The organism is Bacillus sp. (in: firmicutes), from assembly GCA_017656295.1.
Lineage (GTDB): Bacteria > Bacillota > Bacilli > Bacillales > JACDOC01 > JACDOC01.
This window is the reverse complement of record JACDOC010000001.1, coordinates 305,974-329,469: the sequence shown is the minus strand read 5'-3', so window position 1 is coordinate 329,469 and position 23,496 is coordinate 305,974. Positions and strand designations below refer to the sequence as shown.

At 40.3% G+C, this 23,496-nt stretch carries 23 protein-coding genes and 3 pseudogenes; 3 read left to right on the top strand and 23 right to left on the bottom strand.

The features are described 5' to 3' along the window. Positions 1-27 precede the first annotated feature (27 nt). Genes H0Z31_01610 through flaG form a run of 5 tightly spaced genes read right to left on the bottom strand, consistent with a single transcriptional unit; the run spans position 28 to position 3,069 of the window. Entirely contained in the window at positions 28-426 is a 399-nt protein-coding gene (locus tag H0Z31_01610) for a hypothetical protein (protein ID MBO8176132.1), read from the bottom strand. Between the two features lie 10 nt (positions 427-436). Then, a complete protein-coding gene (locus H0Z31_01605) occupies positions 437-784 on the bottom strand; it encodes a flagellar protein FliT (GenBank protein ID MBO8176131.1) in 348 nt (115 codons plus the stop codon). After that, positions 784-1,185 (bottom strand): flagellar export chaperone FliS, encoded by a 402-nt coding sequence (gene fliS / locus H0Z31_01600; GenBank protein MBO8176130.1) that lies wholly within the window; start codon positions 1,183-1,185, stop codon positions 784-786. Before fliS ends, H0Z31_01605 begins: the two co-directional genes overlap by 1 nt. Positions 1,186-1,204: 19 nt before the next feature. Next, positions 1,205-2,692: a flagellar hook-associated protein 2 gene (locus H0Z31_01595; protein MBO8176129.1), complete on the bottom strand. Its 1,488-nt coding sequence runs from the start codon at positions 2,690-2,692 to the stop codon at positions 1,205-1,207. 14 nt (positions 2,693-2,706) lie between these two features. Then, a complete protein-coding gene (gene flaG, locus H0Z31_01590) occupies positions 2,707-3,069 on the bottom strand; it encodes a flagellar protein FlaG (protein MBO8176128.1) in 363 nt (120 codons plus the stop codon). 158 nt (positions 3,070-3,227) lie between these two features. Here flaG and H0Z31_01585 point away from each other — a divergent pair. Continuing rightward, positions 3,228-4,046: pseudogene (locus H0Z31_01585) on the top strand (DNA endonuclease). A 449-nt stretch (positions 4,047-4,495) separates the two neighbouring features. On the opposite strand, the gene H0Z31_01580 reads toward H0Z31_01585, so the two are convergent. The 17 genes and pseudogenes from H0Z31_01580 to H0Z31_01500 all read right to left on the bottom strand — a co-directional run bounded on the left by H0Z31_01580 (position 4,496) and on the right by H0Z31_01500 (position 19,111). Next, a complete protein-coding gene (locus H0Z31_01580) occupies positions 4,496-4,609 on the bottom strand; it encodes a hypothetical protein (GenBank protein ID MBO8176127.1) in 114 nt (37 codons plus the stop codon). A gap of 346 nt (positions 4,610-4,955) precedes the next feature. Continuing rightward, positions 4,956-5,630: a hypothetical protein gene (locus H0Z31_01575; protein MBO8176126.1), complete on the bottom strand. Its 675-nt coding sequence runs from the start codon at positions 5,628-5,630 to the stop codon at positions 4,956-4,958. Positions 5,631-6,212: 582 nt separating this feature from the next. Continuing rightward, positions 6,213-6,629: pseudogene (locus H0Z31_01570) on the bottom strand (flagellin). A gap of 193 nt (positions 6,630-6,822) precedes the next feature. After that, positions 6,823-6,996: a carbon storage regulator gene (locus H0Z31_01565; protein MBO8176125.1), complete on the bottom strand. Its 174-nt coding sequence runs from the start codon at positions 6,994-6,996 to the stop codon at positions 6,823-6,825. Between the two features lie 449 nt (positions 6,997-7,445). Next, a pseudogene (locus tag H0Z31_01560) lies at positions 7,446-8,659 on the bottom strand (ISL3 family transposase). 556 nt (positions 8,660-9,215) lie between these two features. Further along, positions 9,216-10,583 (bottom strand): flagellin protein FlaA, encoded by a 1,368-nt coding sequence (locus tag H0Z31_01555; GenBank protein MBO8176124.1) that lies wholly within the window; start codon positions 10,581-10,583, stop codon positions 9,216-9,218. Between the two features lie 145 nt (positions 10,584-10,728). Beyond that, entirely contained in the window at positions 10,729-10,962 is a 234-nt protein-coding gene (gene csrA, locus H0Z31_01550; protein MBO8176123.1) for a carbon storage regulator CsrA, read from the bottom strand. Between the two features lie 4 nt (positions 10,963-10,966). Further along, positions 10,967-11,413, bottom strand: a complete 447-nt coding sequence (gene fliW / locus H0Z31_01545) for a flagellar assembly protein FliW (GenBank protein MBO8176122.1) — start codon at positions 11,411-11,413, stop codon at positions 10,967-10,969. A gap of 16 nt (positions 11,414-11,429) precedes the next feature. Beyond that, entirely contained in the window at positions 11,430-12,020 is a 591-nt protein-coding gene (locus H0Z31_01540; protein ID MBO8176121.1) for a hypothetical protein, read from the bottom strand. A 57-nt stretch (positions 12,021-12,077) separates the two neighbouring features. After that, complete coding sequence (flgL, locus tag H0Z31_01535) at positions 12,078-12,980, bottom strand: flagellar hook-associated protein FlgL (protein ID MBO8176120.1); 903 nt, start codon at positions 12,978-12,980, stop codon at positions 12,078-12,080. Between the two features lie 15 nt (positions 12,981-12,995). Continuing rightward, positions 12,996-14,543 (bottom strand): flagellar hook-associated protein FlgK, encoded by a 1,548-nt coding sequence (flgK, locus tag H0Z31_01530; GenBank protein MBO8176119.1) that lies wholly within the window; start codon positions 14,541-14,543, stop codon positions 12,996-12,998. 33 nt (positions 14,544-14,576) lie between these two features. Then, complete coding sequence (locus tag H0Z31_01525; protein ID MBO8176118.1) at positions 14,577-15,065, bottom strand: flagellar protein FlgN; 489 nt, start codon at positions 15,063-15,065, stop codon at positions 14,577-14,579. Between the two features lie 15 nt (positions 15,066-15,080). Further along, positions 15,081-15,356 (bottom strand): flagellar biosynthesis anti-sigma factor FlgM, encoded by a 276-nt coding sequence (flgM, locus tag H0Z31_01520; GenBank protein MBO8176117.1) that lies wholly within the window; start codon positions 15,354-15,356, stop codon positions 15,081-15,083. A 135-nt stretch (positions 15,357-15,491) separates the two neighbouring features. Beyond that, the gene (locus tag H0Z31_01515; protein MBO8176116.1) at positions 15,492-15,905 is read right to left on the bottom strand and encodes a hypothetical protein; all 414 of its coding nucleotides are present in this window, start codon (positions 15,903-15,905) and stop codon (positions 15,492-15,494) included. A gap of 74 nt (positions 15,906-15,979) precedes the next feature. Continuing rightward, positions 15,980-16,678, bottom strand: a complete 699-nt coding sequence (locus tag H0Z31_01510) for a ComF family protein (protein MBO8176115.1) — start codon at positions 16,676-16,678, stop codon at positions 15,980-15,982. Further along, entirely contained in the window at positions 16,671-17,933 is a 1,263-nt protein-coding gene (locus H0Z31_01505) for a DEAD/DEAH box helicase (GenBank protein MBO8176114.1), read from the bottom strand. Before H0Z31_01505 ends, H0Z31_01510 begins: the two co-directional genes overlap by 8 nt. A 320-nt stretch (positions 17,934-18,253) precedes the next feature. After that, positions 18,254-19,111: a DegV family protein gene (locus tag H0Z31_01500; GenBank protein ID MBO8176113.1), complete on the bottom strand. Its 858-nt coding sequence runs from the start codon at positions 19,109-19,111 to the stop codon at positions 18,254-18,256. A 265-nt stretch (positions 19,112-19,376) separates the two neighbouring features. Between H0Z31_01500 and treP the strand changes: the two genes are divergently transcribed. Then, entirely contained in the window at positions 19,377-20,798 is a 1,422-nt protein-coding gene (treP, locus tag H0Z31_01495; GenBank protein ID MBO8176112.1) for a PTS system trehalose-specific EIIBC component, read from the top strand. Positions 20,799-20,887: 89 nt separating this feature from the next. Further along, positions 20,888-22,576, top strand: a complete 1,689-nt coding sequence (gene treC / locus H0Z31_01490; protein MBO8176111.1) for an alpha,alpha-phosphotrehalase — start codon at positions 20,888-20,890, stop codon at positions 22,574-22,576. A gap of 352 nt (positions 22,577-22,928) precedes the next feature. Here the strand turns inward: treC and H0Z31_01485 are convergent, their stop codons facing one another. Beyond that, the gene (locus H0Z31_01485) at positions 22,929-23,441 is read right to left on the bottom strand and encodes a nuclear transport factor 2 family protein (protein MBO8176110.1); all 513 of its coding nucleotides are present in this window, start codon (positions 23,439-23,441) and stop codon (positions 22,929-22,931) included. Positions 23,442-23,496: the final 55 nt, after the last annotated feature.

Here is a 23,496-nt window from a genome sequence, read left to right as displayed (position 1 = left end):
ACTGAATTAGTCAGTAGCCGTGAAGGATTAATGTTGAATATACGGTTGAAAGGATTCTTTGATTTGGTTGGACCATTGTTGAAACGTCGGAACCAGTTTCTGTTGAAAGTAGTCTTGTTTGAAACGGGAATCTCCTACAAGTTCATTAAATAAAATCGTTTCTTTTAACACCGTATCAAACGCTTGAACGGCTTGAACAACGGCCTCGTCTTTGTCGGAAAAAATTTGACGGAGCACGCCATTCGTTTCGCCAATTTGTACAAACGCCTTAAAAATGTCCGCTTTTAGTCGTTCTGCTTCGGTTTTTTTTAGGTTCGTGAAGCTTTCATCAATATATAGAAGGGCTTCTTCAATTGAATGAAGAAGTTCCACATATTGTTGGCAAAGGGTTACATGTTGCTCGGTTAATGAGAACGTTGATTTCATAGTGCGTCACCTATTTTCTTTTATCGTAAAACATTCCATCAAATTGGAGCGATTCGTACGGATTCCGATATTTTTTGACGGATTGTTTTCGTTTTTCAAACGAATTCTGGTCTTTTTGAATGTCCATTTGCAATTGTTTCAGGAGTGGTTCGATTTGTTGATTGATACGAACTAACTCTTGCCCAAGCTCTATTTCCTCTTCGGAAAAAGGCGGTTGAATGGACGGAAGGAGTGCTTGCCGCTTGTTCAACAACTTTTGTATCGACTGGATGACTTCATCACGGTCCTTTCCTTCCATCGTTTGGAGCACGTGTAAAAGCTGTTTCGTCACCTCTAGGCTTTGCTGAACGACCGACATTACACGTGACCACCTTGTCCGTGCTGTTGCTGACGGTTCAGTTGAATCACTTGTTTCCACGTATCGCGGAATTCTGTAACATAGCCTTCGACTTCGTCTAAAATTTCAACGTCGTTTTTAAGGTTGGCTTCAATGAGACGACGATGAATGTAGTCATACATTACCATCATGTTTTTCGCCACGTCATAGTCCATATTGAGCGTGACCATAAGTTCTTGAATGATGTTTTGGGCTTTTAAAAGATTCGTATTTTTCTCCTCGATGTTTTTCTTTTCTATGGCTTTTCGAGCGAACTTAATAAATTTTAAACAGCCGTTATAAAGCATTAACGTAAGCTCCCCTGGGGAAGCGGTTTGCACGGAATTCACTTGATAGGACTGATATGGATTGCTAATTCCCATGTGTAAAACACTCCTTTGATTACATACCCCCACCGAAGGCATTCATTAGGTACATCGCTTGTGAGTTGTACATATTAATCGCTTTTTCCATTGCCGTAAATTGACGCCAGTACCGGTCTTCGATTTGGATGAGGCGGTCTTCGAAGGCGTCGATTTGGTTATCGAGCTGCATTAAGCTTCGACCGATGGAATACTGTTGACTTGTCCATAACGTTTTACCTGCTTTTTGTTCGATGTTACCGATGGTTGATTTCACGGTATCACGTAAACGTCGTGCAATTCCTTTTGTATGATGGTCGGAACCGTTGGCATTAAACAGTTCATATACGGCCTCTGGATCATCTTCTAATGCGGCTTTTAACTTTGCTTCATCAATAATAAGTTTACCATTTTCTAAATAATTCGAAGAAGTGGTGATACCGATTTCTGAAATAGAGTCGTAATTCGTGTTTATTGTACCGCCAGAGACACTTGTATAAATATCTAATCGCATTTGAGAAAGTCCACTTGATAAAATCGGGTCTCTTCGTAACAGACCGCTTTTCGCCTTTTCTTCCCACAGTTCAATTTGTTTTTCGGTCATCGCTTCTTTTTGTTTGTCAGTAAGCGGAAGATAATCTCGATAGCGTTCTTCAGAAATTTTGTCATTAATCTTTCCAATGATTTCATTGTACTTTTCGACAAACCCTTTAATCGTGTCAAACATTGCATCCGTGTCGGTTGAAGTAGAAATCGTAGCAGAAGCCCCTTCTTTTTTTAGCGTAAACGTTACGTTATTAATTGTAAACGTATTTGATGAACGGGTGGTTGACAAGCCGTTAATCGTAAATTGAGCATCTTCCCCTGCTGTTTTTCCGGTTAATTCAGCACCAGATGCAGCGGCTGTGAACCCAAGCTCTTGGAAAAATATTGCGGTCTCATTATCGTTTAGTACTAAACTTGCAGCTGCCCCAGTATCTTTTTTTGTCACGACCACTTTGTCCGTTTCTGGATCGTGAAACACGGTAATCCCTAAGTCTTTATTACTGTTAAGCTTATTAATCACCGTATCTAGTGTATCATTCGCATCAATGGAGATGGTCACCGGATTGGCAGGTGTCGTTCCATCCCCATTCGTCACAGTAAAACTTAACGTTCGAGCTCCCTGAACATAGTTTTCTGTTCCGTCTGAGATCCAAGTAGCTGACTTTGCTAGTTTCGTTACAGATATAGTGGTATCTATGTTTGGAGCTGATGATGTTGCCGTAGCCGTTATAACACTTTCATCAGAACTTGAAACCTTTTTCTTTAAAAAGTTACTTTTTAATGTTAAATTATCAAAAATGTACTTATCTAGCTCTTGAAGCAAACTGTTCATCGAACGATAGTCGTCACGTTGCCATTCGAGCGTTTGTTTCTTTTGATAAAGTTTATCTAACGGCATTCGCTCAACAGCCATAAGTTCACTAACAAGCGAATCAATGTCCATTCCACTTGCTAATCCACCAATACGTAAGTTACTTACCAATTGATCTCACCATCCTAAATCTTTTTATCTACCACTAACCCGACAAGCTCCATCATTTTCGCATACATATCTAACAGTTTTTTTGGTGGGATTTCGCGTACGACTTCTTTTGTTTTTTCATCGATAATTTGAACGTAATACTCTTCTAAATCCTCATGTAATTCGAATTTCAGTTGGGTATGACTTGGTTGTAAAAATTTATTGAGACCTTGGACTACTTCTTCAAGGTCTTTTTTAGATACGATTAATTGAGTTTCTTGGTTAGCAACATTTACGTTATTTAGTTCTTTTTGTTGAATATCAGCAGCACTGTTTTCGTTACGAACCTTTGTATATAAATATGAGGAATTGGCATGTGGGGAAATACGTTCCGTCATTATCTTCCGCTCCTTTACAGAAACAGTTCTATTTTTTATATCGGCAAAATCACGTAAAAATGTAGATGTTAGAATAAACAAAAATATAGAAATGAATTTCATTTAATTTTGTGTATAATTAATTGCAGAACATATGTTCGATTGATGAGGTGATTTAATTGAATGAACTATCCCAACTAACGCTAGTACAACAAAACATTTTAATTGCAAGCATTATCGGTGATGGAGAAATCACAAAACTTTATAAAAATAATAGGAGAAAAAATCATAGTTACCGAGAACATTTTGGCGTCGAGCAAATGGAATATCGAAAATGGAAAGTTTCATTTTTTGATGGTCTTTTATATATTATCAAAAAAAGTCATTGTATTCGTTCATCTTCTCTACCATTGTTTACAAAGTTATATCCTCTCTTTTATCATGATGATGGCACCAAACATCTGCCGCTTTCTTTATTGTTATATTGTACACTGCCACATTTTCTTTCAATTTTATATATGGATGACGGCTCACTCTGCATCTCTTCACGAATTAACAAGCGAAAGAAAAAAATCTATCTAACTCCTCCTATCTATCTCTACTTGCAATGTTTTCCTCCCCACGAATTACAAATATTACAACAACATATTTCTACCCATTTTGGTATTACATTTAGATTAAGCAAACGCCCTGATGGACAAGGAATGATTTTAAAAACAACATCAGTGAAAGATACGTTTCTCTTCTTCGAAACAATTGCTCCAGTCATTCATAGCTGCCCATCTATGTATTACAAAACAAACTGGAAAGAACGGTTAAAAACGGAGGAAGTAAAATGGGAAAATAAGTTCCCTGAATGAGACCCATATTCAGACAAAGAAATACAACTTCTTAAAGAAATGAAACATCAAGGAGCTACCATCGATGAAATCAATAAAGCTCTAAAGAGAAGTTATTGGTCAATAGTATATAAATGGAAAGAAGTAAATTGTGAATGATGTATTTACTTAAACAAAAGAGACCCTAGGTATCCTAGGATCTCTTTCCATTTGCTTATCATTAACGGAGTAATTGAAGAACTCCTTGTGGTTGTTGGTTGGCTTGCCATGCCTCAACGTCTTTCGATCGTTGTGTAGACTATATCTTCACCCGCTAGCTTACCGCTAGTTAGGGGCTGGGCACTTCGGTTCAGCTATCTTGCCTCACCTACGGACTTCATCACCATAGCGTTTCGCCTTAGGTGGTATGTCCTAGTCGTTGAACCTTCTCCACTCTTTCGAGACAGGAGCTTGGCTGCTGATTATCCATTGTTTCATCTCCATCATTTTCAAACCTTCACGCCTGCCGTTTCCGGCTACGTTGTGGTTGATGGAGCTTTAGGAACTCCCAGCAATTCACCCAGTGATCCTCTAGCCCGTTTCCAGACTAGACGCCCTTCCAATCCTAATTACCTAAGAAGTTGTAATACTCCTTGTGGCATTTGATTGGATTGAGCTAACATAGATTGTGCTGCTTGAGAGAGGATGTTGTTCTTTGTGAACTCCATCATTTCTTTCGCCATCGTGCGAACATTTGCTTTCGCAAATGACTAGACTATATCTTCACCCTCAGCTTTACCTGTTAGGGGCCGGGCACTTCGGATCCACAATGTCTCTCATCATTGCTTCACCTACGGGTTTCATCGCCATAGCAATTGCCTTAGGCGGTATACCCTAGTCGTTGAACCTTCTCCAGACTTTCGTCACAGGAGCTTGGCTGCTCGGTTGCCCAATCCTTTGACTTTTCCAGCCCTCACGTTTGCCGTTTCCAGCTACGTTGTGGCGTCAAAGGCTCTAAGGGGTTCCCAGCAATTCACCCGGTCATAATCACTAGCCGTTTCCAGCTAGGACGACTGTGCCTGTCACTACTTAGGCAGCTAAGGCATAATCAACGTCACGGATACGTGATTCTGCTGCTGTTAAGTTTTCAGCTGATGTTCCTAAGTTGTTGATTGTGTGCTCTAAACGATTTTGGTATGCACCTAATTTTGAACGTTCTTGTGAAACTTGCTTAATCGCAGTATCAAGAACTTCAATAGCATCTTGTGCTCCCTCTTTTGTTGACACATCAATATCTTCTAGTTTTAGTGTATTTCCAGCTTTAGTTGTTGTTTCACCAATTGCACTTGCACTCATGTCATTAATGCTAATTGTCATAGTTTGAGATGCATTAGAACCGATTTGGAATGTAACACCAGAATTTTTAATATCCGCATTTACATTTGTCATTCCAACAGTAATAGCACCTTTCGAACCTTCATCAACTTCCATTAAATAAGTGTTACTAATTTCTAATTTACCTTCTGTGTTAAATTCTACATTTAAATTTGCTTTTAAATCGTTTTTATAAGCTGTTTTCATATCCGCAAGTGCACCACGGTAACCCTTCGCTTCCAAATCAGAAGCTGATAGTGCATCTACTGCATTATCAATTGCTGTTTCTATGGAATTTTTAATAGCTTCTGATAAAGAACCTACGCCATTTAGGGCTGTATAATTTCCTTCTGCAATTTCAGCAGTTAATTGGAGTCCGTCCATTTCCATTTTTAGTTCATTGTTTTGGTTAACTTCTGGATTTAGACCATCTTCTAAATCAACTGAAAATGCATCCCATTGAAAATCTGTTCCCGAAGTATCCTGTGAGTTTGCCCCTGCTGCAGTTGAACCTGCTGTTGCACCACCAGTGTGAGATAAATCGCCTCCACTAATTCCTAAGGCATTAACTAATTCTGTACTTGCCCCATTTTTTTTAATAGTTAATGTTTGACCAGAAACAGTTCCGTCGTCACTAATTTTAAACTGAACTGTCCCTGTTGCAGAATCTACATCAAATCCTAGGGTAAACTTCCCTAAATTTGTTGAAATCGTAGTACCATATGCGGTGTCGTATTCGCTCGCAGCAGCTGCCAACTTGTCATTAAATTCTTTTGTAAAAGATACTAAATCATCATAACTTCCTTCATCAAATTCTACTGTTAACATATGGTCATCTGACCCATCATTATAAAGCACAGAAATAACATTATTCTTTGTTTCACTACCATCTTTAATTACAATAGGGGATGCTGCTGACGCGGTTAAAGCCACTCCACCTGTAAGATCCGCACTTGTTGTTTTAGCCCCTTTTGAACCATCCAGCAATTTTTGTGTATTAAATTCTGTAGTATCTGCAATTCGATTGATTTCATCTTTTAATTGTTTAACCTCATCCTGAATTGCTTGTCGGTCCTCATCAGTATTTGTATCGTTTGAAGCTTGAACAGCTAATTCACGCATACGTTGAAGGATAGCATGTGTTTCATTTAATGCACCTTCAGCAGTTTGAATTAAGGAAATACCATCTTGTGCATTTCGTTGAGCTTGCTCTAACCCACGAATTTGTCCACGCATTTTTTCTGAGATCGCAAGACCTGCTGCGTCGTCGCCAGCACGGTTAATGCGAAGTCCAGAAGATAATTTTTCCATAGATTTAGTTGCTGCCATAGAACCTGAAGTTAATTGACGATAAGTGTTTAACGCCGTAATGTTGTGATTAATTCTCATTTACATTACCTCCATGTTTTTAATTTTTTGTGGGAACATCCGTTTTACCCACTTTTTGTATTAATAACCTCTTTTTTAGAAGAGGATATTAAATAGATTGATGAAGATAGTGGAGGGAAGTTATGAATAGCAAAAAAGGATGAGTGATATCGATATGCCTCCTGCACATCCATAAACACTCATCCTTGAGGTTTCATGTATTATTAAAATTTTTACTTGCTTCGTATACTTCTCCTCGAACGATGGAGACTTCTTTTGGTGCATCGATTGCTAATCTTAAATCTCCTTTGTTGCTTTTTACTACTTTGACAATAATGTTGTCATTTATAACGACATATTCACCAGGTCTTCTACCTAAAACTAACATCTTTTAAGTTCCCTCCACAGAATTTAGTAGTAATAAAATACTAGTAAACAAGTCTTTATAAATGTAATTTAATTGAATTGTTGTATCCATTTAACACACAAATAATAGGATAAATTACCTATACATACATTTACAAGACTAAAAATTTCTACATATTCCGACAAAATTTGTATTTCCCCAAAGAAAAAAGGATGAGCAAACACACCTATCTCAAACCGCCTCCTGCAGTATGAAATAAGTCTTGTTCACTCATCCTTGAGCGTCATTAATCTATTAAATTTTTCGAAAACATAAAGTTACATTATTGGATTTTGTTACATAGCATGCTATGTTTTCCCTTTCATCTTTTTTATCGGAGGTAATCAAAAATGTTTAACACTTTTTAATAAATTTTTTATAAAAAAGGTTCTCCGTCAAATGTTGGGGTGGTAAAGAAATCAGGCCACCCCTTATCCTATATGTAGACCCATTCCTTTATACTGATGTCTCAATAAGATTCTTGCTCGAAATCTCTTGAAGTTTTTATATCCATAGCCGTTTCGCTTGATGACTTTTGTCGTATTATTGATTCCTTCCAAAAAGCCATTGGAATGACCATACACAAAGCTATTCAGGATTTCTACTTGCCAATTTCGAAACGTTTCTATCGTTGTTTCATCTCTGGAATTCCTGATTCCTCTACTACTTGATAAAATGCTTCCAGCTCTTTTTTTACCTCTTTAATCATTTCTTGACCGATCTCTTTCGCTCGGTTAAACCACGATTGATAACGTTCTTTTAGTTCATAGGCTTTTTTTAGCTCTTCCGACATATTCAAATAGCGTTCTAAATGCCACTGATCGTCTTCAGTTAAAGTGTTTTGAGGTTTATAAAAAATGTACCTTTTTCTTTTGCACTTTTTACGGTCATAGTCGTGAAACTGCTGCTGAATACGCCTGCGAACTCGATCAATCCCCCAATAAATATAACGACAAAAATGAAAACGATCCGCCACGATCACTGGGTTCCCTAGGGCCGAACGAACGGCTGCCTTAAAAGAAGGACTCATATCCATAATCACCACTTGAACGTGGTGACCATGCCTTTGAAGGTAGTCTTTTATCGTCTTTTTATTTCGGTTCGGTAGGATGTCTAGGGGTTGCTTTGTGATCCCATCGGCGATGATGAGTTGATACTTTCCTTCCCTTGTATCTCCTTTATATTCATCAATCGCAATCACTCGAGGTAGTGACTCTACTTGCTTGACTTCCGTTTGAGCGATTTGATCAAATCGCCTCATAATGGTCGTGGATGAGGTACCGTAAACATCCCCTACTTCCTTAAATGTCTTTCCCTTAATAGCGCATACGGACACGGCCTGATTCCATTCAATCGATGTTCGTTGATATCGTTTGACAAACGTATTCTTTTCGGAAAAGCGTTTTCCACAAGCACAGGCATATCGACGACGTTTATACCAAATATACGTCATCCGTTCAAACCATTTTAAATGTTGAACTTTTTGCCATCGATAATCATGAACTTTGTTGGTGAGCTGACCACAGTCAGGACAAGGGTGTGGCTTTCGCTCCATTTCCACATAGAGGAGGATTTCCCCTTTACGCTCCTCCATTTTTATCACCTGACAGTCTTTTAATCCTGGGATATTCATGATAGAATTCATAGTACACGCAACTCCATTCTTTTTACTTGTTTCTGGACAATTCAAGTATAAAAGAATGACGGGGTTGCGTGTCTTTTTTTTTGACCAAAATTGTATGAAAACCCCAACATTTATTATAGAGCCATAAAAAATGAAAAAAGTCACCTCAAAATGAGGCGACTAAATTTGTAATTATCGAAGTAATTGAAGTACTCCTTGTGGTTGTTGGTTGGCTTGCCATGCCTCAACGTCTTTCGACCGTTGTGTAGACTATATCTTCACCCTCTAGCTTTCCGCTAGTTAGGGGCTGGGCACTTCGAATGGCACTTGCCACCCTACGGATTTCATCACCATAGCTTTATCGCTTTAGGTGGTTTATCCTAGTCGTTGAACCTTCTCCAGAGTTTCCTCACAGGAGCTTGGCTGCTGATTATCCATTGTTTCATCTCCATCATTTTCAAACCTTCACGCCTGCCGTTTCCGGCTACGTTGTGGTTGATGGAGCTTTAGGAACTCCCAGCAATTCACCCAGTGATCCTCTAGCCCGTTTCCAGACTAGACGCCCTTCCAATCCTAATTACCTAAGAAGTTGTAATACTCCTTGTGGCATTTGATTGGATTGAGCTAACATTGCTTGTGCTGCTTGAGAGAGGATGTTGTTCTTTGTGAACTCCATCATTTCTTTTGCCATGTCTACGTCACGGATACGGGACTCAGCAGCTGTTAAGTTTTCAGCTGATGTTCCTAAGTTGTTGATTGTGTGCTCTAAGCGGTTTTGGTAAGCACCTAGTTTAGAACGTTCAGCAGAAACAGTCTGAATAGCATCGTCAATTGTAGTAATAGCATTCTCTGCACCTACTGCCGTAGTTACATCAAGTGATGACACTCCAAGGTTGCTAGCATCCATGGCATTTACAGATACATTCATTGTTTGATCTTCATTAGCACCAATGTGGAAGTTTAATGATCCCCCAACAGTAATATCAACAGTTACACCTGCACCCGCTTGATTTGCGGTGAACTCTAAACCTTTTGCATTACCACCAGTTACAATAACTTTATTACCATCATATGCAACATTAGTGTTAGCACCCATACCATCTACGTTAACACCTGAAATGTTAGTTCCAGTATCACTAACAGCTGATGCGTTCCAAGTTTCACTGTTTATTAAGTTATCAGCACTTGCAGAAACATCTAAAGTCTGATCCGCACCTACTTCAATTGTACGAATTTCAAATGTGTTAGCAACATTGTCATAGATTGCTTCTACTCCATCAACTTTGGCAGTAATATCAGCTGCTAAATCTTCTAGTTTAGTAGTAGTATCAACAGCAAAGTCAACACCATTTACTGTTAATATACCTGTACCTTGAGCTAACCCACTAGCATCTGTAGCTATAGCAGTCGTTGTTGCTCGAGTCCCTAAAGTAGCACCAGTCAAATCGATTGTGTAAGTTCCATTTTGAGTATCAGCCGTCATACTAACTTTAGACGCAATAGAAGTGTCACTTACACTTAATCCAATACTACCATTTAGTAATTTCTTTGTGTTAAACTCAGTAGTATTTGCAATTCGGTCAATTTCATCTACAAGCTGATCGATTTCTTTTTGAATCTCTTCACGATCAGCTGCTGTATTTGTATCGTTTGATGCTTGAACTGCTAACTCACGCATACGTTGTAAAATAGAGTGAGTTTCGTTTAACGCACCTTCAGCTGTTTGGATTAAAGAGATACCGTCTTGCGCGTTTTTAGAAGCCATTTCAAGTCCGCGAATTTGACCACGCATTTTTTCAGAGATGGCAAGACCTGCTGCGTCGTCACCAGCGCGGTTAATGCGAAGACCTGAAGATAGTTTTTCCATTGATTTTCCTGCTGCAGCTGTACCAGCAGTTAACTGACGATACGTGTTTAACGCTGCAATATTGTGATTAATACGCATAAAAAATCATTCCTCCTTGAATTTTACGGCCTACGTCCTTGTGGGCCAATTGGTTTTGGAGAAGATGAGTCGGCCGCCTCATCTTCTCCCGTTCACTCTTTATATCGGATAGATAATTCCTATTTTTATAGGTTTTTGAAAAAATTTATCGAGATTTGTCGTTGTTTTGTTTTAAGAGTGATAGTAGATTATTCACTTCTTTCGATGCTTCGGCGTTTTCTTTTTGAATGTCTATGTAAATCTCTTTTCGATAAATTTCAAGATGTTTGGGGGCTTTGATGCCGATTTTCACTTGGTCATTAGTAATTGATAAAATTTTTATTTCAATGTCATCCCCTATTTGAATCGCTTCATTTAGCTTTCTTGATAAGACAAGCATCTTCTCACCCCTTTGACCCTTGAAGTTGGGCTTCGAACAATAGATGTTTTGTTCGATAGTTCGTGTCGTTTAATATCACTTGCTTACCTAGCTGTTTATTACGATTCACAATGACAGGGGCTTGAAGATTAGCCGTCGTTTTTGTAAATGGATCTTGGACGGTCAAAATGACATACACTTCTACTTCGTTCGTTGAAGTCAGTTGAAGTTGAGATACTACTGCATCCGGTAACGTAAAATCGTAGTCTTTAAAAAAATGAAAGGGATTCACAACGACAAATCCGAGGTTAGCGCTTTTAACGGATTGCATGATGAAAAACACATCATTCTCCGGTAACGGTAAAAAGACAAATTCATTTTCATCCGGAAATCCCGGAATTCCTTGTTCAAAAGTGATAATATCCGTCAGATTAATGGTCATTTCTCCGTGATACTTCGTTTGAATGTTCATTTTTCACATTCCTTTTTTAAATTTGTTGTTCATAGTTAATGCCTACAAATTTTAAGTTCGCAAAATCCACTTTTAAATTAGCGTATTGCTTCATTGCGATTTCGACTTTTCCAGGTTCATATTCAATTATAGGTTTTTGCGGTTTCGTATTGTTAATCGGTTTATTTACTTTCCATTGAATATTGAGCTTGGCTGGTTCATAGTTGATTTTTACACTGAAATGGGATGGCACAAAGCCGATGTTAAAATCATAGATTGGGTTTTCACTATTTCTTTTTGCTTGCTCGGCAAGCGGATTTCCGCCGTTTTCAATCCTCATTAATTCATCCCCGTCTTGTGCCATCCGCTCGAGTCCTTTTAACCAATCCTCGTATCCTTTTTGTGCAAACTCTTCGATTCTCCTAAATATGTGCTTTAAGTCCATGTCTTCCCATGCTTTCGTTTGATCAATCGTGAGCTTCCCCGGTGTCCGTTCGATCGTTAATTTGGCTTGAGGCTGCTGAAGGTCTAATTGAGCGTGCAGTTGTTCAATCGATTGTTTTGGTGGAATCGTGTGCATTTGAATTTTTGCTTGCTGGGACTCTAAGCGAATTTGCGGCAGTTGCATGTAATCACCACCTTACTTATTTTGAAGAAAAAGAAGCTATCCCACTTGGTATAGCTTCTAACGTAAAAAGTCTAATAATGTCGGTTGAATAATCCGGGCACCTACGCCAAGTGCGGCACGATGAACACTTTCTTGCGTTTTTAAATCGGTAATAACCCGTTCAATATCCGCATCCTCATTATCGGACAAAATTCGGTTAGCAACCACTTCTTGTTGCGCTAACCGGTCATCCACTAATTCCAATCGATTGTAACGGGCACCAAGTTCAGAACGTTCAGCCGAGAGCGTGTCCATGACATCGTCCAAGTCACTTAATAAGTTATTTAAATTCGATTGGTCTCCGGATTCAAGGGCATCTTGAATCCCTTGTACCGTATCCCAAAGCTTCTGGCTAAACACGTTTGCTGGATTGACGTTTGCTTGTAAATAAACGCCTCTTGAGACTTCAATGTTATAACTATTAATTTTAGCCAGTTGCACAGGGTCCGTAATGTTGTCCGCTGCCTGCGGCGGATTAAGATTTTTTAGTGGTGAATTATTCACATCTGTTCCATGGAAAATATATCTTCCTGATACTTTTGTATTGGCCACACTTATTAAGTCTTCTTTAATTTGGGCAATTTCTTTAGCAATCGATTGTAAATCCTCAGGAGATAACGTTCCGTTCGAACCTTGGATCACCAGCTCCCGTACCCGTTGTAAACCGCTATTCGCTTGCTCAATCCCCGCTTCCGAGTTTTCCATCCACAAGTACAACTCAGAAAGGTTGCGTTTATATTGTTCAATCTCTTGTAAGTTCGAACGATAATACATCCCTTTCATTGCTACGACAGGATCATCAGAGGGACGGGTAATTTTTTTCCCAGTCGCCAATTGGTCCTGCAATTTTCCAAGGCGTTCATAGCTGTTGGAAAGGTGTTTTAATGAGTTCGAAGTTAACATACTTTGGGTTACACGCATCACTTTTCACCTACCTTAACGTCCTACAGTCCCCATGCCGTTAATAATTCGGTCGAGCAATTCGTCTTGTAACGTAATCATGCGAGCCGCTGCATTATACGCATGCTGGAACTGAATCATATTCGTCATTTCTTCATCAAGAGAAACCGAACTCATCGACATTCGGCGTTGTTCCACTGCTTCGCGTAATACATTACTATTAGAAGATAATCGTACCGCCTCTTGCGATTGCACCGCCATATCGCCAATGACGGATTCATAATAATCTTTAAACGTTGAAGGATACGTTCCGTAATTTAATTTTTCACTTACGATAATATTGGCTAGTTTTATAATATTTTGGGCATCTCCGTGTACTGGATTCGATGCATCTGCGTTCGCAATGTTGTTCAGATCAGTTAAGATTTCATCCGCAATAGCCATTCGTCCGGCAAATCCTTCTTTTGGCGTTGTTCCATCAATTGTTCCATTTTCTTTGTCTTTAAAAAATGGAGGGACTGATGTGGATGTACCGTCGATCACATTTGGAGACTTTCCATCTTCATGTTGTTCATTAAAGCGAACAGCAAACGTATATGCTAAACTATCTAATTCAGCGAGCATGTTCGGATAAATACCTTTTACATTTCCACTTCCGTCCTCAAACCCATACGAATCGATTAAGCCTCTTAATTTCCCACTATACGTAAAATCGTCCGCACGAATCACCGTACTTCCAACCGAAATTTCGTTTACCGTATTTGAACTTCCGCTAAAATTTATAGTTACCTTGTTGTAACCTAGGGCATCCACAAGAGTAGCTCCTGGCATTCCATCCGTAACGAGCTTAACAATCGCTTTTCCTTCGGCAATGGCTTTCGAGTTTCCATCATTTTTTTCATAGGTTACTTGGATATTCACTAGTTGCGAAAGCTCATCAAGAAGGCGATCTCGTTCATCATACAGGTCATTGGGCAAATACCCATGTGGCTCGACATCGCTAATTTGGTTATTAATTTGGTGAATTTGCTGTAACAACGAGTTAATTTGTTTTTCTGTTACTTCAATTTCATTTTTTAAATCTTGGCGTACACCGTTTAACGAAGAAGATAAATAATTAAACGTCTCAGCAACGGCAATTCCCCGTTGGCGGACAACCGACCGAGCCCCTGGGTTCATCGGGTTTACGGCCAAATCTTGCAACGACTGCCAAAATAAATCCATCGTTTGGGACAATCCGGATTCAGAAGGCTCATTCATAATTTCTTCCATTTTCTTTAACGCTTCTTGTTTCGTTTGCCAATAGCCTAATTTATTATTTTCCCCACGATATTGAACGTCTAAAAAGTGATCCCGAACACGTTCAATGGAACCTGCCTCTACCCCTGTCCCCATCTGACCAGGAATTTGCGGTCGGTTTAACGACGCCGCTGGATATGGTTCCGTTTGGACAAAGTTCACTCGTTGACGTGAATATCCCGGTGTATTGGCATTAGCAATATTGTGGCTTACCGTTTGTAAAGCGGTTTGTTGAGTCATCAACCCTCTGCGGGCGATTTCCAATCCAAAAAATGTGGATTTCATTGGTTATTTCCTCCGTTCTTCCGTTCGAGTGCCTTATGCTTTCGAATCAAACATCGATGTAGAATGATTGTTGTTCCGTTTCATCGGATGCGAATACGTTGTTTGTTCCGGTTGTGGCCTTAGCAAATGCAAACTTATATTCACGTACTGAAGGGATTGGTATAAAAGTTGTTGATTAAGTTCGTTGCGTTCTTTTAATCGTTCGATCACTTGAAGAAGCTTTTGCTGCTTTTCACTCAATCGTGTTCGCTCTTCTTCACGGCAGAAGGAGAGGCAATTGGAGATGGTTTGCTCTTTGTCAAATACTCCATGTTGATGGAAAAATGCTTGAACAAGCTGTTGGCGTTCGTTTTCTTTTTTTTGAATGGTCGCTAACAGGGCTTGTTCATGTTTCATCATCTCTTGTAGCTGATCAGATTGTCCCTTTTTAATAACCTCTGTTTTTTGAATGCCCAGCTCCAATAACTGATTGTGAAGTTCATATAAATCTTGTAAATTCTCAACAATGTTCGTAATCGTCATACCGATCCCTTCTTTCTATGACCGCTCACCATTCGAATAAAAGTTCACCATACTTTTAGCCACTGCTTTCGTATCTACTTTGTACGTACCGTTCTGTACTTGAATTTTTAGCTCGTTCACTTTCGCTTGGCGTTCGTTGATGAGTTGGGACGCCTGCTGCATTTGTTTAGCCGCCTTAGAAATTTCTACTTGATCGCTTACCTTCGACCCTTTTTTAACGTTTGCTGCTGATGGCTGGAAGTTCCGTTGATACGGGTTTACTCCCATGGGACCGAAACGATGGATTTTCATACAATTTCCCTCCTTTTTTCCGTCCTTATCTCTTCTAATCTATATATCGACATGAATGGTTCATCATTTAGGAAAGCAATTGAATCTATCTATATTATAAAAGAAAAATCGATAAACACACTCGCCCTTGTTAAGTCAATCGTATCGTTTGTCTAATGTATAATACGTTTTATTTTTCTCCTTCATTTCTTTTTGACGTTCCTGCTCCGCTTGAAATTGTTCAAGGTCGCTCTTAATCTCTTGGGCGCACACGTCACAAATCCGACCTTCTCGAATGAGCTTCCCGCAGCGATCACACGGGTAGCCTAAATTCGGGAACTGTGTCAGTTTTAAACGTCCTTTACGAATAAACTTATAAAGAAGGTCTTCTTCAACCCCTGTCGCTTCTACAACTTGACTCATGGTTGCTGCCCGATTTTCCCGTTTCCGTAAAAATTGGTACACCGTTTCGTATGCTTTTTCTTCTTCGCGAAAACATTTTTCACATACATCTCGGAATTTATTTTTTACGAAAATCGCGTTACATGTTGGACAGTTTAGTAATTCCATGTTCGTTTTTTCCTCCTAATCAAACACCCTCTTACTACTTATATCGGCACATTTTTTAAATCTATAAGTCCTTTTTATCCCCGAGCTAACGTGAGGGAGGAAACACTTTTTGCCCCATGGCCTCGAAGAAGTTTGGCTGCATAATGGAGAGTTGCCCCGGTTGTATAAATATCATCAATTAATAAGATACGTTTGGACGCGATTGTTTCTTTAGACACCAGATGAAAAATCGGAGCATAATCCATTCGCTCCGCCCGTGATTTTTTCGATTGCTTTTCAGAATGCGTCCTTTTCAAAACATTTCTGATGGTAAGTCCAGAAACTAACGCTTCCGCTTGGTTAAATCCACGCTCGTATAATCGTTCGACACTTAGCGGAATCGGAATGAGTACATCAAAAGATATCGATTTAAGTTTCTTAGTAATCAATGGTTGAAAAACAGAGGCAAGAGCATAGTCTCCGCGAAACTTCCAGCGGGCGATGACGTCTTTTAAAAAATCGTTGTAGACGAAAAGAGACGTGTTTTTCTCCAATACTCCTTGCCATGTAGGGTCTGATTCCCACCGGACGCAATCATAGCAGTACTCATCCTTCCAATAAGAGGATGAGACTAATTCTTTTGGTCGAGAACATTTTTGACATACTTCACCTTGGATTGGTTCCAGTTTTTCCTGACAATTAGTGCAAATCTGCTCTCGATGAAACGTAAATAAATCCTTCCATGTAAAAGACGTGCCGAGGTCTCCTTCACAAATGAGACACCGCTCACCCATCGATTAACCCCCGCTTTCTCGCTTCCGTGTTCATTCGTTGAATGTGACGGACGGCGCGGACCATTTCGTTCGTTAAGCCATAATGAAAAAAGGTTACGTTTCCGGTTGGGTATTGGGGACTGCGACCGACGCGGCCAGCCATTTGGACAAGGGCGCTTTCGGTAAAAATGGAGTGGTCGGCACCGATGACGGCCACATCGAGGTTCGGAATCGTGACACCCCTCTCTAAAATCGTGGTCGTAAGTAGAATCGGAATCTCGCCCTTTCGCATCCGTTCGACTTTTTCAGAGCGGTCAGGATCGTCCGCATGCACTGCTTCAATATTTGGATTCAATCGCTGAAAAAGTGGCAACGCTTGTTTCATTAAGTCAATATCCGGGAAAAAGAGAAAGGCTTGCTTTTGTTGGTGAAGTCGTTCGTTGACCCAGCGGAGAATCGGGGAAGGGATACGACCTTTGGCCATTTGTTTTTTCCAGTTGCCACACCATTGAAGCTGAGGAACCGGAAGAGGATGGCGATGGAATCGAGCCGGAATCATAACATGCCGCCTTTTTCTAATCTTACATTCTTTTTGCCATTGGGCCGTTGGGGTAGCGGTTAATAAAATCAGTGAGGACTTTGGCTTCCGGGCTTTTTGAACAGCCCATTGCAACGTTTTAACATAGCTATATGGAAACGCATCGACTTCATCGACGATCATACAATCGAACGCTTCGTAAAAGCGATACAGTTGATGCGTCGTCGCGACAACTAGCGGAGAAAATGTATGTCGTTCTTCACTTCCCCCGTACAAGGAAACGACTTTTACGTTTGGAAATACGCGCTGCAATCGAGGAGTGAGCTCTTGGACGACATCGCGTCTCGGAATCGCAATACATACTCGCTTGTTTTGTCGAAGGGCTTCGGAAATGCCTTGAAACACAACTTCCGTTTTTCCAGCTCCACATACTGCCCATACGAGAAGGACGGAGTTAGTTCGGACTGCTTCCACCACCGCATCGGAAGCCATCTGTTGCCCCGGTGACAAGTGGCCGTCCCATACTAGCACATCCCGGTCTATTTGAAACGTTACGTCCGGCCCAGTCCAGCGAACAAGCGGTGTACACGTAGACACCCGTCCCATTTGAATGCACCTACGACAATACGTGCATGTTTCCTGACAACGCGCACACGGAAACGAAGTAATATAAAACGGATCATCGTTTCCACACCGCCCACATACCCATTTGTTGTTCCTTTTTATAATCCCTTTCATATAGGTGACATACCCATGTTCGTAGTGGGAGTGAATCTGTTCGATAGAAAACGGAAGTTCGTCTAGCAGGAGTGCGCGTCCAACGAGGAATTGTTGCAGATCTGACAAGTAAGAGAAGGTGGAATTGATCGGAATGGATGGTAGCGAGGAAAAAGAGGAAATCGGTTGCCACTCAGTAATGCCCTTTGACCCAAGCACTTCTGGTAATAAGCGTTGATTCACGATAGAAAAACGCAAATAGAATTCTCCTCCTTTAATTTATAATGATAAAACAAGCGCCACTCTTCCTTAGAAGAAATGGCGCTGTTCGTGTTGTTTCCTTATTCATATTTTGTATCAGAGTGCACCCAGCCGAGCCCCATGGCTCCTTCACCGAGATGCGTACCGATGACTGGACCAAAATAACTTAAATAAAACTCAACGTGAGGATATTTTTCCTCAAGCTCCTGTTTAAAGGCAAGCGCCTCTTCTTCACGGTTGCCGTGAATGACACACGCTTTAAGCGGCTCCCCTTTGCTAGCCACTTCATCAAACAATTCGACAATACGTTTAAGTGCTTTTTTACGCGTACGAATTTTTTCAAACGGAACGATTTTTTTGTTTTCAAAATGAAGGAGTGGCTTTACTTGTAGCAAGCTTCCGATAATCGCTTGAGCGCTTGATAAACGACCGCCGCGTTGTAGATGAGATAAATCATCGACCATAAAGTACGCCTCGCTACGTGACTTAATTTTGTCTAAATGAGCCATAATATCTTCAGGAGATTTTCCTTGTTTGGCAAGAACCGCCGCTTCAAGCGCATAAAATCCTTGAATCATACAGCTAATTTCGGAGTCGAACGGGTATACTTGAATGCCTTCGACCATTTGACCAGCTGTAACAGCTCCTTGATAGGTACCGCTAATACCGCTTGATAAATGAATACTTATCACCGCTTCGTATTCTTGAGCGAGTTTTTCAAACAATTCGACGAACAAGCCTACAGCCGGCTGGGAAGTCGTCGGTAAATCTTCGCGTGCCTTTACTTCTTCATAAAATTGGTCAACCGTAAGTTCGACTTCTTCCTGGTACGCTTCATGACCAAATATGACGTTTAGCGGAATCATATGAATATCGAGTTGTTCACGCAATTCTTTCGGAATGTAAGCTGTACTATCCGTGACAATTGCTATTTTCATTGAAATACCATCCTTATTTTATTTTTCTACACTCTATTTTATAAAAAAACAGTGACAAATGCACCATATTTTAAGGAATCAATTGATTTATCTTCCTTTTTTTGTAAACGCTATCTTTCCTAATGTGTCAATTTTGAAAACGTTTTAATTTTTTGTTGACAACTTGTATATACAGGTGTACGATAATTATGCAACTTGTATATACAACCAAAGACCTAGTTTTGTAACCGCTTTTTATATAAGAGAACTTATAGGAGGGAATAACATGAGCGTCAATAAAGAAAGCGTTCGTCAAATTGTTGACGCAATTGGTGGTAAAGACAATATTGCCGCAGCTAGTCATTGCGTCACCCGTCTTCGTTTTGCTTTAAAAGACGAAGGAAAAGTCGATAAAGAAAAATTAGAGTCCATTGACATCGTGAAAGGTTCGTTCTCAACAAACGGACAATTCCAAGTCGTTATTGGACAAGGACTTGTTGACAAAGTATACAACGAACTTGTGGAACAAACAGGAATCGCACGAGCAACGAAACAAGACATTAAAAACGAAACAGAGAAAAAGCTTAATCCGGTTCAACGTATCATTAAAACATTAGCGGATATTTTCATTCCGATTTTGCCAGCAATCGTTACAGCCGGTCTATTAATGGGTATTAACAATATTCTTACCGGAAAAGACATTTTCTATGATGGCCAATCTTTTATTGAAGTGCATCAAAACTGGGCTGACTTCGCGAGCATTATTAACTTAATTGCGAATACAGCATTCGTCTTCTTACCGGGTCTTATTGGTTGGTCAGCCGTGAAAAAATTTGGAGGTAGCCCATTACTTGGTATCGTACTCGGACTTATGCTCGTACACCCTGACCTGCTAAACGCATGGGCGTACTCTTCCGCTAAGACAGAAGGTACGATTCCATACTGGAACATTTTCGGTTTAGAAATTCAAAAGGTTGGTTACCAAGGACAAGTGTTACCAATCCTAGTCGCATCCTATTTACTTGCAAAAATTGAAATCTTTTTAAACAAACGCGTACACGACACGATTAAATTGCTTGTTGTGGCTCCAGTCGCACTTCTTGTTACTGGTTTTGCATCATTCTTAGTTATCGGACCGGTTACCTTCTGGTTAGGAAACTTATTAACTGATGGCGTTGTTGCGATTTTCGATCAGTTCGCCGCACTTGGTGGACTCATTTACGGTGGTTTATACGCGGTACTCGTTGTCACAGGTATGCACCATACGTTCTTAGCGGTCGATATTCAATTAGTGACAACGGCTGGCGGTACGTTCTTATGGCCGATGCTCGCGTTATCTAACATCGCTCAAGGTTCGGCTGCCTTTGCAATGATGTTTGTAGAGAAAGGAAATGAAAAACTAAAAGGCCTGTCTTTAACATCAGCGATTTCCGCGTTTTTAGGAATTACCGAGCCAGCGATGTTCGGTGTGAACCTACGTTATCGCTACCCATTCATTAGCGCCCTCATCGGTTCTGCGATTGCCGGTGTGCTATTGTCTATCAATCATGTAAAGGCGTTCTCCATTGGTGTTGGAGGTTTACCAGGATTCTTATCCATTATTCACGAATACTGGGGCGTCTTCTTCGTCGGCATGGCGATTGTGTTAATTGTTCCATTTACGCTTACGTTTATTTGGGCAAAAGTAAAAGGAAACAAAACTGCATAATTCATTGAAAGGGGAAGCCATACGCTCTCCCCTTTTGCCATTTTCATATTTGCTCAATGTATCACAAAACTAAATAGAAGGTGATAAACATGAAACAACAACCTTGGTGGAAAAAAGCAGTTGTGTACCAAATTTATCCGAAAAGCTTTAACGATACAACCGGAAATGGTGTCGGTGATTTAAGAGGGATTACAGAAAAGTTAGATTACTTAAAAGAATTAGGCGTCGACGTGATCTGGCTCACACCGATTTACAAGTCTCCACAACGAGATAACGGCTATGATATCAGCGATTATTACGCGATTCATGAAGAATACGGAACGATGGAAGATTTTGACGAACTATTGGATGAAGCGCATAAGCGTGGCATTAAAATTATTATGGATATCGTGGTGAACCATACGTCAACGGATCACGAATGGTTCCAGCAAGCAAAATCGTCAAAAGATAATCCGTACCGCGATTTTTACATTTGGAAAGATCCGAAAGAAGACGGTTCTGAACCAACGAACTGGCAATCCAAATTCGGTGGTTCCTCTTGGGAATACGATGAAAAAACGGGACAATATTATTTACACTTATTTGACGTCACCCAAGCGGACTTAAACTGGGAAAACGAAGAAGTTCGTAAAAAAGTGTACGAGATGATGCACTTCTGGCTTCAAAAAGGTGTGGATGGCTTCCGTCTCGACGTCATTAACTTAATTTCAAAAGACCAACGTTTCCTTGATGACGACGGCTCAGTACCTCCTGGAGATGGCCGTAAATTTTACACGGACGGTCCTCGCGTTCACGAATTTATGCACGAAATGAACCAAGAAGTGTTTTCGAAATATGACATGATGACCGTTGGTGAAATGTCATCGACAACGATTGACCATTGCATTAAGTACACGAATCCAGAGCGTCAAGAGTTAAATATGACGTTTAACTTCCACCACTTAAAAGTCGATTATCCTAACGGTGACAAATGGACAATCGCTGATTTCGATTTCTTAAAACTGAAGGACATTTTAGCGACATGGCAAGTGGAAATGGATAAAGGCGGTGGCTGGAACGCTCTGTTCTGGTGCAACCATGACCAACCGCGCATTGTCTCTCGTTATGGTGACGATGAAAAGTATCACAAAGAATCTGCCAAAATGCTTGCTACAACGATTCATATGATGAAAGGAACCCCATACATTTACCAAGGGGAAGAAATCGGAATGACGAATCCAAAGTTTACGTCCATTGACGAGTATCGCGATGTCGAGTCGCATAACATGTATAAAATTTTACGCGAACAAGGAAAGAGCGAAGAAGAAGTGCTCGCTATCTTACAACAAAAATCGCGTGACAACTCACGCACACCGGTACAATGGAACAGTTCAAAACATGGAGGCTTTACAACAGGAACACCTTGGATTGACGTTGCGAAAAACTATCAAACAATTAACGTAGAAGAAGCGTTAAAAGACCGAGACTCCGTCTTCTATCATTATCAAAAACTCATCCAATTACGGAAAACGTATGACATCATTACGGATGGAACGTTCGAATTAATTTTAAAAGACCATCCAGACATTTTCGCGTACTTCCGTCACGGAGATAATGAAAAGCTACTCGTTGTCAACAACTTCTACGGTAAAGAAACAGTATTCGAACTACCAAACGACTACGACGTAAGCGACTATCAAGCAGAAATTTTACTTTCTAACTACAAAGACTCTTCTCTCGATTTTAAGCGCGTGAACTTACGTCCGTACGAATCCATTATTTATCGTTTAACGAAATAAAAAAGAAAGGAGCAGACTCCCTATCGGAGCTGCTCCTTTTTCATTTAGATGAACGTATACGGCACAATTAACTTAAATAACGCATCCTGGGTACATAGATGGCTTAAATGGGCTTATAGGAGTTGAAGTTTGGTACATAGATTACTAGATTGGCTTATAGGAATTGGAATTCGTTACATAGACAACTCGATTTGGCTCATAGGTGTTAGAGTTTGGCTCATAGCACCTCAATTTGGCTCATAGGAATTAGAATTTGGCACGTAGACAGCCGTATGACTCATAGAAAGCTATTTGGGGCTCATAAAAGTTGATTCAGCCCATAGGTTTCGGCTCATATCACCACTACGATCTTCTATTTATTCTCTCCCGCATCCATCGCAAATGTCGCGACAATTTTCCACTCTCCGTCGTCTTTACGAAACATGGTGACTTGGCGGGCGACGTCTTCGATTTCGTTTCCAGCATCGTCTTTTGTGACCGTATGCATTTCAGCAAAAATGCTGGCTTTATTGTTCGTATACTCAATAATCGTCACGTGTTGTGGATTGAGTGTAATATCATAGTCGTCAAACACGTTTTGAACATACACCTTCTCTTCGTCATAATCGAACGATAATGGCTTTTTCGAAATAGTGTCCATATATCGCTCTACATCTTCGGCATTAAAGGCGTCTATATGCTGTTGAAATACGGCTAAAAGAGCCGTTTTCTCTTCTTCAGGAATATCAGCTTCTTCAATCGGTGGGGCTGGTAACGTCGTTTTTGCTTTATCAGTCTCTTTAACGGAAGGTTCCGTTCCTTCATTATTACATGCCGTTAGCAGCGTCATGCCAACAAGAACCGGCACGATATATTTTCGAACCATCGAATCATCTTCCTTTCTTCCACTTAGTCCTTCACATTTTACCATGGGGATTATG